Below are 13,004 nucleotides of genomic sequence, written 5' to 3' on the forward strand. Positions count from 1 at the left end.
ATGTTATCGAGCGAGCGTTCAGTCGGTAATGATTTAAAGCGATAAAAAGGGAGAGTGTTTGGAATGGGAAGAACAGTCATTTTAAGCGGAGTTAGAACACCATTTGGAAAATTTGGCGGAGCGCTCAGCAGTTTTACAGCAGCACAGCTCGGAGGAATTGCCGTCAAAGAAGCGATAAACCGTGCAGAAGTAAAAGCAGAAGATGTACAGGAAGTTATTTTAGGCAGTGTCCTGCAAGGCGGCCAGGGACAAATTCCTTCGCGCCAAGCAGCGAGAGAAGCTGGACTTCCTTGGGAAGTGAAAACAGAAACGGTTAATAAAGTTTGTGCATCCGGAATGCGCAGTGTCACGCTGGGAGATCAAATTATCCGCGCTGGCGACGAAGATTTGATTGTTGCAGGCGGCATGGAATCGATGAGCAACGCACCATATATTTTACCAAAAGCACGCTGGGGCTTAAAGATGGGCGATTCGTCTGTGAAGGATTTAATGATTCATGATGGCTTAACCTGCAGTTTCACCGGCGTTCATATGGGAACATACGGAAACTCTACAGCAAAAGAAATGGAAATCAGCCGACAAGCCCAGGATGAGTGGGCATTAAGAAGTCACCAGCGAGCAATTGCCGCGATCGAAGGCGGTATTTTTGCAGAAGAAATCGTGCCTGTCACCGTACCGCAGCGTAAAGGCGCACCGGTGGTCGTAGAGCACGATGAAGCACCACGAAAAGACACCTCTATTGAAAGACTTTCAACATTAGCACCTGTGTTTAATTCAGATGGAACCATCACAGCAGGGAATGCACCTGGAATCAATGACGGTGGTGCGGCCCTCGTCTTAATGAGTGAAGAAAGAGCCGTCCGCGAAGGCAGAAAGCCGGAAGCTGTGATCTTAGGGCATGCGGCGATTGCTGTTGAAGCAAAAGATTTTCCACAAACACCAGGACTCGTCATCAACGCCTTATTGAAAAAGACCGGTAAAACCGTAGAAGACATCGATTTATTTGAAATTAATGAAGCCTTTGCCGCAGTTGCCTTGGCGAGTGGAAAAATAGCCGGCCTTGACCCTGAAAAGCTTAATGTTAATGGCGGTGCGGTCGCACTTGGTCATCCAATCGGAGCAAGCGGTGCAAGGATCATCATTACGTTAATGCATGAACTGAAACGCCGTGGAGGCGGAATCGGGATTGCCGCGATTTGCTCAGGCGGCGGCCAGGGTGATGCGGTTATGATTGAGGTTCCTCGGGGATAGGTTGATTTTTGTATAAATGGCAATGAAACATACATTAAATTTTTAAAAAAAGGGGCTTGGACAGTTTCAAGCCCCAAATTGGAGGAGAAGTAATGAAGGTTGAAAAGGTATTGGTCATCGGTGCGGGTCAAATGGGATCCGGAATTGCGCAGGTTTGTGCCCAGGCTGGCTACAAGGTGTATCTTAATGATTTGAAGCCTGAATTTGTCGAGCGCGGTTTAGGAATCATCAGCAAAAACTTATCCAGAAATGTGGATAAAGGCCGAATGACTGAAGAGCAAAAACAAGAGGTCTTAAATCAAATTACAGCTTCTACGGATTTGAATGATGCCCGCGAGGTCGACCTCGTGATTGAAGCAGCGGTTGAAAATATGGAGATTAAAGCGAAAATTTTCGCGCAGTTAGATGAAATCGCGCCATCACATGCGATTTTGGCAAGTAATACTTCATCCCTGCCGATTACGGAAATTGCGGCAGCAACGAAGCGTCCGGAACAAGTTATCGGTATGCACTTTATGAATCCGGTGCCGGTTATGAAGCTGGTTGAGATCATTCGCGGCTTGGCAACAGCTGATGAAGTTTACCAAGTGATTGAAGATATGACAAAAACATTAAGTAAGGTTCCTGTTGAAGTAAATGATTTTCCAGGTTTCGTTTCAAACCGTATTCTGATGCCGATGATCAATGAAGCGATTTATACGCTCTATGAAGGTGTGGCAACGAAGGAAGCGATTGATGAAGTGATGAAGCTCGGGATGAATCACCCAATGGGGCCGTTGACTTTGGCTGATTTTATCGGACTTGATACATGCCTTTATATTATGGAAACCTTACATGAAGGTTTTGGGGATACAAAATACCGCCCATGCCCGCTGCTGCGCAAGTATGTGAAAGCTGGCTGGCTTGGCAAGAAATCTGGTCGAGGCTTCTACACATACGAATAGTCAGGAGTGTTACTTATGAATCTTAGATTCTCAGAAGAGCAGGAAATGATGCGGAAAATGGTTCGGGATTTTGCTGAAAATGAAATTGCCCCGTTTGTGGAACGCATGGAGCAGGGCGAATTCCCACGTGAAATCCTTCGTAAAATGGGTGACCTTGGACTGATGGGGATTCCGGTTCCGGAAAAATACGGTGGTGCCGAAATGGATTTTGTCTCCTACATCATCGCGATTAACGAAATTTCAAGAGTGAGTGCGACGGTGGGAGTGATTCTTTCAGTTCATACATCGGTTGGAACGAACCCGATCTTGTACTTCGGTTCTGATGAACAGAAGCAGCGATTTCTGCCAAAATTGGCATCAGGTGAGTATTTGGCGGCTTTCTGCTTAACAGAAGCGGGATCCGGTTCAGATGCAAAGAGCATGAAATCACGCGCCGTTAAAAAGGATGACCATTATGTGATCAATGGCTCGAAAATGTTTATCACCAATGGCGGAGAAGCTGATGTGTATATTGTATTTGCTTCAACAAATCCAGAACTCGGCAGCAAAGGAATCTCCGCGTTTATTGTAGAAAAAAATACCCCTGGCCTGGTTATTGGCAAGGATGAACATAAAATGGGCCTTCATGGCTCAAGAACGGTCCAGCTTTCCTTTGAAGACATGCATGTTCCAGTGGAAAACCTCCTCGGTCAAGAAGGAGAAGGCTTCAAAATTGCAATGGCCAACCTGGATGTCGGACGAATCGGAATTGCGGCCCAAGCATTAGGAATTGCAGAAGCAGCACTAGGTGCAGCGGTGGATTATGCAAAAGAACGTGTACAGTTCGGCAAACCAATTGCCGCTCAACAGGGGATTGGCTTTAAATTAGCTGATATGGCAACCAATGTTGAAGCTGCTAGACTATTACTCTATCGGGCGGCAGACCTGCGGGCTCAAGGGTTAAAATGCGGTATGGAAGCTTCGATTGCAAAGTTATTTGCGTCGAAAACAGCTGTGGAGACGGCAACAGAAGCAATTCAGGTATTTGGCGGATATGGGTATACAGAAGATTACCCGGTTGAGCGTTACTTCCGTGATGCTAAAGTGACTGAGATTTATGAGGGAACTAGTGAGATTCAGCGGATTGTTATTAGTAAGTATCTGTAGTTTGGAGATTTGGTGCTAGTTTGGGTAGATGTTTTAGTTAATTGTAGAACCTGTATGGTTTTGTGTAGGAACGTTATGGTTTCGTGTAGAACCTGTATGGTTTTGTGTAGAAACGTTATGGTTTCGTGTAGAACCTGTACGGTTTTGTGTAGAAACGTTATGGTTTGATGAAGAACAAGAATGGTTTTGTGTAGAAACGTTACGGTTCATTGTAGAACCTGTACAGTTACCCGAAAAAACACGTAATAGAGATGTTACCTTGAGGAGGATATATATAATGAACTTTCGCTTAACTGAAGAACATGAAATGATTCGAAAAATGGTACGAGATTTTGCGCGAAATGAGGTTGCACCGACTGCGGCTGAGCGGGATGAGGAGGAGCGTTTTGACCGTGAGATTTTTGACAAGATGGCGGAGCTGGGCTTAACAGGAATTCCATGGCCGGAGGAGTACGGCGGAATTGGAAGCGATTACCTTGCGTATTGTATTGCGATTGAGGAGCTATCAAGAGTTTGTGCATCAACGGGTGTAACGTTATCCGCACACACTTCTTTAGCGGGCTGGCCAATCTATAAATTCGGTTCTGAGGAGCAAAAGCAGCAATATCTTCGTCCGATGGCAGAAGGCAGAAAAATTGGCGCCTACGGCTTAACGGAGCCGGGGAGCGGTTCGGATGCAGGCGGAATGAGAACTACAGCAAGACTTGAAGGCGACCATTATGTCCTTAATGGTTCAAAAATTTTCATCACAAACGGCGGTATTGCTGACATCTATGTAGTTTTTGCCTTAACAGATCCGTCCAGCAAGCAAAAAGGAACAACTGCTTTCATCGTCGAAAGTGACTTCCCAGGCTTCTCGGTTGGTAAAAAGGAAAAGAAACTTGGCATTCGTTCGTCACCTACAACAGAAATTATTTTTGAAGAATGTAAGGTGCCTGTCACCAACGTACTTGGTCAAGTAGGCGAGGGTTTCAAAATTGCGATGATGACGCTTGATGGCGGACGTAACGGTATTGCGGCGCAGGCGGTTGGAATTGCACAGGGTGCACTTGACGCTGCGGTGGACTATGCGAAGGAGCGCCAGCAGTTTGGCAAGCCAATTGCGGCAAACCAAGGTATCGGCTTTAAATTGGCAGATATGGCGACAAACATAGAAGCAGCAAGACTATTAACCTATCAAGCTGCATGGCTCGAGAGTGAAGGGCTGCCGTACGGCAAGGAATCCGCAATGTCGAAGCTGTTCGCAGGAGACACCGCGATGAAGGTAACAACAGAGGCGGTTCAGGTATTTGGCGGATATGGATATACCAAGGATTATCCAGTAGAGAGATATATGCGCGATGCAAAGATTACACAAATCTATGAAGGAACACAAGAAATTCAGCGCCTTGTTATTTCTAGGATGATAACGAAGTAAACACTTTTTTGAATAAAGGCGGTTAAAAGGGATGAAAAAGCGTGAAGTGCAAGCTTCAGTAAAAGATGAACGCCTTGTACAACGAAGACGGGATCAGATGATCAAAGGGGCCGTATCACTTTTTAAAGAAAAAGGGTTTCACCGGACGACGACCAGGGAAATTGCAAAGGCATCAGGCTTTAGCATTGGGACGTTATACGAATATATTCGTACGAAGGAAGACGTTCTTTACCTTGTTTGTGACAGTATTTATGACCACGTAAGCGAGCGTCTTCAGGAAGATCTTGAAGGTAAGCAAGCCACACTAGAAAGTCTGAAACATGGGATTGCCAATTATTTTCGGGTGATTGATGAATTGCAGGAGGAAATCCTGGTCATGTACCAAGAGGCAAAGTCTCTTACGAAGGATGCCCTTCCTTATGTATTAAAAAAGGAAAATGAGATGGCGGGGATGTTTGAAAAGCTCATCACACTGTGTGTCGAAAATGGTGAATTGAACTTAACAGAAATGCAAATCAAAATCCTTTCCCATACAATAATTGTAGAAGGGCAAATGTGGAGTTTCCGCCGCTGGACCTTGCAAAAGCTGTTTACCTTAGAAGAGTATATTGAAATGCAAACAGAGTATTTATTTTCGGGAATTAACGGTCTTAGTCGGGCTCAAGGTACAGGGACGATTACCAAGTAATTTGAAAAACAAAGGGGGAGACAAATGAGTACGACGGAGGTTTATCAGCCGAAGCACCATATTCGTTTTGTAACGGCGTCGAGTTTGTTTGATGGACATGACGCTTCAATTAATATCATGAGGAGAATTCTGCAGGCATCGGGAGCAGAGGTCATCCATCTTGGTCATAACCGTTCGGTTGAAGAGGTAGTTAATGCGGCGATTCATGAGGACGCGCAGGGAATCGCGATTTCTTCTTATCAAGGCGGCCATGTGGAATACTTCAAGTATATGTATGATTTGCTAAAGGAGAAAGGGGCTCCGAACATCCGTATTTACGGCGGAGGCGGCGGTGTTATTATCCCGCGCGAGATTAAGGAACTGCATGATTATGGGATTGCCTGGATTTTCTCACCTGAGGACGGCAGAAAGCTGGGTCTTCAGGGAATGATTAACCGCATGCTCGAAGAGTGCGACTTCCCAACTGTTAGCGGCGACCATAGTGAATACATCGAAAAACTTCCGGCTGGCGATGTGAACGCGATTTCAAAATTGATTACCTTAGCTGAGCTTCATGTTGACAGCAGCCGCGAAGCAGCAGCAGCGGCAGAAAGTCTGCTTGAAAAAGTAAAATCGCTGACAAAAGAGATTCCTGTTGTCGGAATCACCGGTACGGGCGGTGCAGGTAAAAGTTCACTGACCGATGAATTAATCCGCCGCTTTATCAATGAACTTCCTGATAAAAAGGTAGCAATTTTATCGGTTGACCCGACGAAGCAAAAGACGGGCGGCGCGCTTTTAGGCGACCGAATTCGGATGAATGCGATTTTCAATCCTAACGTTTATATGCGCAGTCTGGCAACTCGTTCTTCAAAAAGCGAGCTTTCACTTGCGATCAAAGACGCGGTGTCGGTTGTAAAGGCAGCAGGATTTGACCTAGTAATTGTTGAAACGAGCGGAATTGGCCAGGGTGATGCCGAGATTACTGAGATTTGTGATGTTTCTCTTTATGTGATGACCAGTGAATTCGGTGCACCATCACAGCTAGAAAAGATTGATATGATTGACTTTGCGGACCTAATTGTCATTAATAAATTTGAGCGTAAGGGCTCTGAGGATGCATTGCGTCAGGTTCAAAAGCAATACCAGCGCAGTCATATGCTGTTTGAAAAAGATACGAGCGAAATGCCGGTTTACGGTACAATTGCCAGTCAGTTTAATGATCGCGGCACGAATGCGCTGTTTGCAGCGTTAATTGAAAAAATCAATCAAAAAATGGGCACCGATTGGGTTACATCTTTTAGTAAGTCGGCGTTAGTAGAGAAACAGAATGTAATTATTCCGACGGACCGCCGTTATTATCTCCGGGAAATATCGGAGACAGTCCGCCGCTATCACCAAAAAGCTGAAGAGCAGGCAAATATTGCCCGGAAATTATTCCAGCTTGAAGGGGCGATTGCAGCAGTCAAAGAAACAGAAGGCAATGGTGAAGTGGTTGCTTCTTTAGAAGCCATTAAAATAGCAACGGAAGAGAAATTAACACCAGAGTCGAAAAAGATACTAAGCGGCTGGGAGAAAACCAAGGCTGCCTACCAAGGAGATAAGTTTGTAACGAGAATTCGTGACAAAGAAATTATCACGGTGTTAAAAACAAAGAGCCTTTCCGGCATTGATATTCCGAAGGTTGTTCTGCCGAAATACAAAGATTACGGCGAAATCCTCCGCTGGGTTTACCGAGAGAATGTACCAGGTTCTTATCCGTTTACAGCGGGTGTGTTCCCGTTCAAGCGGGAAGGGGAAGACCCGAAACGCCAGTTTGCTGGCGAAGGAACACCGGAAAGAACGAACCGCCGCTTCCACTATTTATCTAAGGATGATCAAGCAAAACGTTTAAGTACCGCGTTTGATTCGGTTACGCTGTATGGTGAAGACCCAGATTATCGTCCCGATATTTTTGGGAAGATTGGCGAAAGCGGAGTGAATGTGTGTACACTTGATGATATGAAAAAGCTTTATGACGGCTTTGACCTTTGTCACCCGTCTACATCGGTATCGATGACAATTAATGGTCCAGCTCCGATTATTTTAGCCATGTTCATGAACACAGCGATTGACCAGCAGGTGAAGAATAAAGAAGCAGAGCTTGGCCGTGTGTTAACCGTAGAAGAATTTGCCGAAGTGAAGGCTTATACATTGAAGTCTGTCCGCGGTACCGTGCAAGCCGATATTTTAAAAGAAGACCAAGGTCAAAATACATGTATTTTCTCAACCGAGTTTGCCCTCAGAATGATGGGTGATATTCAACAATATTTCATCGATCAGCAGGTGCGTAACTATTATTCTGTTTCGATTTCTGGCTATCATATTGCCGAAGCTGGTGCGAATCCGATTTCGCAGCTGGCATTTACGCTATCAAACGGCTTTACTTACGTGGAGTACTATTTAAGCCGCGGAATGAAGATTGATGATTTTGCACCGAACCTTTCATTCTTTTTCTCCAATGGCTTGGATCCGGAGTATACCGTTATTGGCCGGGTAGCCCGCCGGATTTGGGCAACGGTTATGCGTGATAAATATGGTGCAGCTGAGCGAAGCCAAAAGCTGAAGTACCATGTTCAAACCTCAGGTCGTTCACTGCACGCACAGGAAATTGACTTTAATGATATTCGTACAACGCTGCAGGCATTGATGGCACTGCAGGATAACTGTAATTCGCTTCATACCAATGCCTATGATGAAGCGATTACAACACCGACTGAAGAATCGGTTCGCCGCGCAATGGCGATTCAGATGATTATCACCAAAGAGCACGGTTTATCGAAAAATGAAAATCCGCTTCAGGGGGCATTTATTGTTGAGGAACTAACCGACCTGGTAGAGGAAGCGGTTCTTCAAGAGTTTGAACGCTTAAATGACCGCGGCGGTGTACTTGGTTCGATGGAAACCCAGTATCAGCGCGGAAAAATTCAAGATGAATCAATGTACTACGAAATGAAGAAGCACTCAGGTGAGCTGCCAATTATCGGCGTGAATACGTATTTAAATCCGAATCCGCCTTCAGAAGAAGACATCGACAGCATGGAGCTGGCACGAGCATCCTATGAAGAAAAGGAATTACAAATTCACAATTTACGTGCCTTCCAAGAAGCACACGCGGCTGAAAGCGCAAAAGCACTTGAGCGCTTAAAAGCAGCAGCCGTCAACAACGAGAATATTTTTGCACAACTAATGGAAACCGTAAGAGTAGCCAGCCTTGGCCAAATCACAAAAGCACTCTATGAAGTAGGCGGGCAGTATAGAAGGAATATGTAGTGAATCAAACAATGGCTTAAATTATTAAGCCATTGTTTTTATTAAAATTATTTTTTACTAGTACTAATATTGGCTCTTTTTTTCTTATATAATAGATGGACATACATACATCATTGTCCCGGGGCGGGTGTTGACAGATGAAAATCAGTAAAATGATAATATTATTAATAATATTTGCCTGGCCGTTATACTATCTCTATCAACATCAGTTAGGGGCAATTTCCTTTCTAGCCCTGGCTTTATTCTTCCTGGTTACGGCAATGAGAGAGCTTAAAACACTCAAAAAAGAGAAAAAACCTGACGATACCGGGTCAAAGAGGGAAAATATCAAGCAAAACAATAGATAGAACTAGCATAAACGGGAGAATATTGTTTATAATGAAGAATATGTCAAAATTAGAAAAGCGGAAGCCCCTAGGCGCTGCAACTAGACAAGACATAGTTATAAGCCCGTTATCACTCCTAAATACTAGAGAGTGTTAAATAGAGAAAGGAAGTGCCGATATTGAGTTTACAAGGTTACTCAAAAGAGCAATTAGAAGAGTTATCCCTCATTGAGATGGCGTATGAATTTCTAAAAAACAGCAAACAGCCAATTTCCTTCCATGATTTAGTGAATGAAATTGCAGCAGCGACGGAAATGACAGAGGATCAAGTTAGATCCAAAATTGCACAATTCTATACGGATATAAATATCGACGGCCGTTTTCTTTCATTAGGTGATAACCGCTGGGGACTTCGTGTTTGGTATCCAGTCGATACACAGGAAGAAGAAGTGGTTACCGTAATTAAACCGAAGAAGAAGAAGGCGAAGAAGGTTGTCGATGAAGACGATCTTGAAGACTTTGATGATGTTGATGATGATTATGAAGATCTTGATGACTTTGCCGACGAAGATGATCTCCTTGATGACGATGAGGATGATCTTCTGGATGACCTTGACGATGTCGATGATCTCGACGATGATGATGATGTCATCGATGACGATGATGAATTTGAGCTTGATGATGAAGAAGACCTTGACGAGGACCTTGATGATGAAGAAGACTTAGATGAGGTAGACGAAGAGGACGACCTATTATAGGCTTGACTTTTTAACTCTGCACTTGTAGAATCTTTTTTGGGCTCCTTTAAACAGGAACGGATCATAATTAGCTAATAAGCGCTCCCCTTACATTTGCGTAAGCGGAGTGCTTTTTTATTTTTTCATGCAATGATACATAGCTCTTTCGGAAAAGTCCGAGACTTCTTTACGATTAAAAAAATTTATAAAAGAAGCCTTAAACAACAAGAATATTGCACAAACTGAATTAGAGGAGGATTATTTTATGACAAAGTATATTTTTGTAACTGGCGGTGTGGTTTCATCGTTAGGAAAAGGGATTACCGCAGCCTCTTTAGGTCGTTTATTGAAAAATCGTGGATTGAACGTAACGATTCAAAAATTTGACCCATACATTAACGTGGACCCAGGAACGATGAGCCCATATCAGCACGGTGAAGTATTTGTTACCGATGATGGTGCTGAAACGGACTTAGACTTAGGACACTATGAGCGTTTTATTGATATTAACCTAAACAAGTATTCCAACGTGACTACTGGTAAAATTTATTCTACGGTATTACGTAAGGAACGCCGCGGTGATTACTTGGGTGGCACCGTTCAGGTTATTCCACACATTACCAATGAAATTAAGGACCGAGTTTTCCGTGCTGGCAACGAAACTAATGCAGATGTTGTCATCACTGAAATTGGTGGAACAGTAGGGGATATCGAGTCATTACCATTTTTAGAAGCGATTCGCCAAATTAAGAGTGACATTGGCAGCTCCAATGTCATGTACATTCACTGTACCTTAATTCCGTACATTAAAGCGGCAGGCGAAATGAAGACGAAACCAACGCAGCACAGCGTGAAAGAGCTTCGCAGCCTTGGTATTCAGCCAAATATTATTGTTGTTCGTACGGAAATGCCAGTTTCACAGGATATGAAGGATAAAATTGCACTGTTCTGTGATATCGATTCAAAAGCAGTTATTGAGTGTCAGGATGCAGATACTCTTTATTCAATTCCACTAGCTCTTCAAGAGCAGCACATGGATCAAATTGTTTGTGACCACTTGAAGTTAACAACACCAGAACCAGAAATGACTGAATGGAAAGCATTAGTCGACAAGGTTCTAAACCTTTCAAGCAAGACACGTATTGGTCTTGTTGGAAAATATGTTGAACTTCAGGATGCTTATATTTCTGTTGTTGAGGCAATGAAACACGCTGGTTATGCGTTTGACGCCGATGTAGAAATTAAATGGATTAATGCTGAAGAGGTTACAGCTGAAAACGTAGCAGAACTTCTTCAAGATGTTGATGGAATTCTCGTTCCTGGCGGCTTTGGTGACCGTGGAATTGAAGGGAAGATTCAAGCGACCCGCTATGCACGTGAAACGAAGAAACCTTTCCTTGGCATCTGCTTAGGAATGCAGCTGGCAACGATCGAATATGCACGCCACGTACTAGGTTACTCAGATGCGCACTCTGCAGAATTTGTACCGAACACAAAGCATCCAATCATCGACCTGCTTCCAGAGCAAAAGGATGTAGAGGACTTAGGCGGAACATTGAGACTTGGGCTTTATCCATGCCGTGTTACTGAAGGAACCAAAGCATTCGCTGCCTATGAGGATGAAGTGGTGTACGAGCGTCACCGCCACCGCTATGAGTTTAACAATCATTACCGTCAAGAAATGGAAGACGCAGGCTTTGTGTTCTCTGGAACCAGCCCAGACGGCCGTCTTGTGGAAATAATTGAGCTTAAAGACCATCCATGGTTTGTGGCTTCCCAGTTCCATCCGGAATTTGTATCAAGACCAAATCGCCCGCAGCCGCTATTCCGTGACTTTATTAAGGCTACTTTGCAAAAATAAATGTATTGTGCCAGTTCTCTACTTGGGGGACTGGCTTTTTTATGGGGTGTTGTTTCCAGAAAATGTATAATAGTCCAAAACTATATTGAAAAAGTCCAAAACATCAAGAAAATAGTCCATATCCTGAGCTAAATAGTCCAAAGCCACCCCAAAAAAGTCCAAAACAAAAAAACGGCCCTTTTAAGGCCGCAATCCATCACTCATATTCCGCTAAAATCTCATCAATTGTAAATTTTAAGCCATAATAAACGTACAAAGCAGCCATTGAAGACGGATAGCCGAATCGATTGCCGAAATCATCTGGCATAAGACCCTTCAAAAGCTGTAAATTAATATGTACATCTGCCATTTCTTCCAGTTTCCCATCTGGTACGGAAGTTGATATGGCAACAAAGGGGATATCTTTTTCCTTAAGCCTGGATGCCAGCTCTAGCGCATCTCTATCAATGGAGGTGCGTGTAAGTAGCAGCACTCTGTCTGCGCTGGTTGTAGCTTCAATATCTGTTGATGCACCCTTTAATGGTTCTTTGCCCTCTATGGCTTCAAATTCAGCGGCCTTCATTTCTCGAAAGCCGGCAATACAGATATTCTGGCCTTGTGCAAGCAGACGGGCACCATCTTCAAAGGAAAATTCCTCTTTTTCCTGTATTCTTTTGAATAATCCGGTCAATTGGGTCGTAAACATTTTTAACAAGCAGAACCCCTCCTTCACAACGTTATTATAGCGTTTTGAAAAAACAAAAGACAATTACCACAAAATACCTCTAGAGGAAAAAGAGGATTTTTAAAAGAAATGTCGAAGATTATCATGGTGGAAGAAATAGGAATCAACTGTAAATAAAAGTAGGGTGGAAGAGGTGGAGTTATGAAAGAGAAAATTTTAATTGTTGACGATCAGTTTGGGATCCGCATTTTGCTAAATGAGGTATTCTCAAAGGAAGGGTATCAAACCTTCCAGGCAGCAAATGGAATTCAAGCACTAGATATTGTTACGAAGCATGACCCTGATCTCGTCCTATTGGATATGAAAATACCTGGTATGGATGGTATTGAAATTTTAAAAAGAATGAAAGTCATCGATCCTGATATCCGCGTTATTATTATGACGGCATATGGTGAATTGGATATGATTCAAGAGGCTAAGAATTTAGGAGCGATTACACATTTCGCAAAGCCATTCGATATTGATGATATTCGGGCAGCAGTGAGAAAACATATTCCTCAAAAAACAAACTAATACCTTTTTATAAAATGATTGTCGAAAAGTGTTGCCGCTTTCATTGTGAACGTTTATAATATTACGGTTTCTTTAATGGCATTTTATGAATCAGTTTGGTATGATA

General features: G+C 43.5%; 11 protein-coding genes. 10 read left to right on the forward strand and 1 reads right to left on the reverse strand.

Translation table 11 applies throughout. The features are described from left to right. Positions 1-63: 63 nt before the first annotated feature. The 9 genes from SFC47_RS15190 to pyrG all read left to right on the forward strand — a co-directional run bounded on the left by SFC47_RS15190 (position 64) and on the right by pyrG (position 11,661). Positions 64-1,251, forward strand: a complete 1,188-nt coding sequence (locus SFC47_RS15190) for an acetyl-CoA C-acetyltransferase (protein ID WP_411255139.1) — start codon at positions 64-66, stop codon at positions 1,249-1,251. Between the two features lie 92 nt (positions 1,252-1,343). Further along, positions 1,344-2,195 carry a 3-hydroxybutyryl-CoA dehydrogenase gene (locus SFC47_RS15195; protein WP_411255140.1) on the forward strand — a complete coding sequence of 284 codons (852 nt, stop codon included), beginning with the start codon at positions 1,344-1,346 and terminating at the stop codon, positions 2,193-2,195. A gap of 15 nt (positions 2,196-2,210) precedes the next feature. Beyond that, positions 2,211-3,341 carry an acyl-CoA dehydrogenase gene (locus SFC47_RS15200; protein ID WP_411255141.1) on the forward strand — a complete coding sequence of 377 codons (1,131 nt, stop codon included), beginning with the start codon at positions 2,211-2,213 and terminating at the stop codon, positions 3,339-3,341. A 277-nt stretch (positions 3,342-3,618) separates the two neighbouring features. After that, positions 3,619-4,758 (forward strand): acyl-CoA dehydrogenase, encoded by a 1,140-nt coding sequence (locus SFC47_RS15205; RefSeq protein WP_411255142.1) that lies wholly within the window; start codon positions 3,619-3,621, stop codon positions 4,756-4,758. A gap of 31 nt (positions 4,759-4,789) precedes the next feature. Next, complete coding sequence (locus tag SFC47_RS15210) at positions 4,790-5,446, forward strand: TetR/AcrR family transcriptional regulator (RefSeq protein ID WP_411255143.1); 657 nt, start codon at positions 4,790-4,792, stop codon at positions 5,444-5,446. A 24-nt stretch (positions 5,447-5,470) separates the two neighbouring features. Then, positions 5,471-8,737 carry a fused isobutyryl-CoA mutase/GTPase IcmF gene (icmF, locus tag SFC47_RS15215; RefSeq protein WP_411255144.1) on the forward strand — a complete coding sequence of 1,089 codons (3,267 nt, stop codon included), beginning with the start codon at positions 5,471-5,473 and terminating at the stop codon, positions 8,735-8,737. A gap of 137 nt (positions 8,738-8,874) precedes the next feature. Continuing rightward, positions 8,875-9,084, forward strand: coding sequence for a hypothetical protein (locus tag SFC47_RS15220; protein ID WP_411255145.1), 210 nt, complete (start codon positions 8,875-8,877; stop codon positions 9,082-9,084). Between the two features lie 158 nt (positions 9,085-9,242). Further along, on the forward strand, positions 9,243-9,821 hold the full coding sequence (gene rpoE, locus SFC47_RS15225; protein WP_411255146.1) for a DNA-directed RNA polymerase subunit delta: 579 nt from the start codon (positions 9,243-9,245) through the stop codon (positions 9,819-9,821). 244 nt (positions 9,822-10,065) lie between these two features. After that, a complete protein-coding gene (gene pyrG / locus SFC47_RS15230) occupies positions 10,066-11,661 on the forward strand; it encodes a CTP synthase (protein ID WP_411255147.1) in 1,596 nt (531 codons plus the stop codon). A gap of 196 nt (positions 11,662-11,857) precedes the next feature. On the opposite strand, the gene SFC47_RS15235 is transcribed toward pyrG, so the two are convergent. Continuing rightward, entirely contained in the window at positions 11,858-12,355 is a 498-nt protein-coding gene (locus SFC47_RS15235; protein WP_411255148.1) for a DUF2529 family protein, read from the reverse strand. A gap of 171 nt (positions 12,356-12,526) precedes the next feature. Between SFC47_RS15235 and SFC47_RS15240 the strand changes: the two genes are divergently transcribed. Continuing rightward, positions 12,527-12,898: a response regulator gene (locus SFC47_RS15240; protein ID WP_411255149.1), complete on the forward strand. Its 372-nt coding sequence runs from the start codon at positions 12,527-12,529 to the stop codon at positions 12,896-12,898. Positions 12,899-13,004: the final 106 nt, after the last annotated feature.

The organism is Neobacillus niacini (assembly GCF_046591715.1).
GTDB classification, from domain to species: domain Bacteria; phylum Bacillota; class Bacilli; order Bacillales; family Cytobacillaceae; genus Neobacillus; species Neobacillus niacini_L.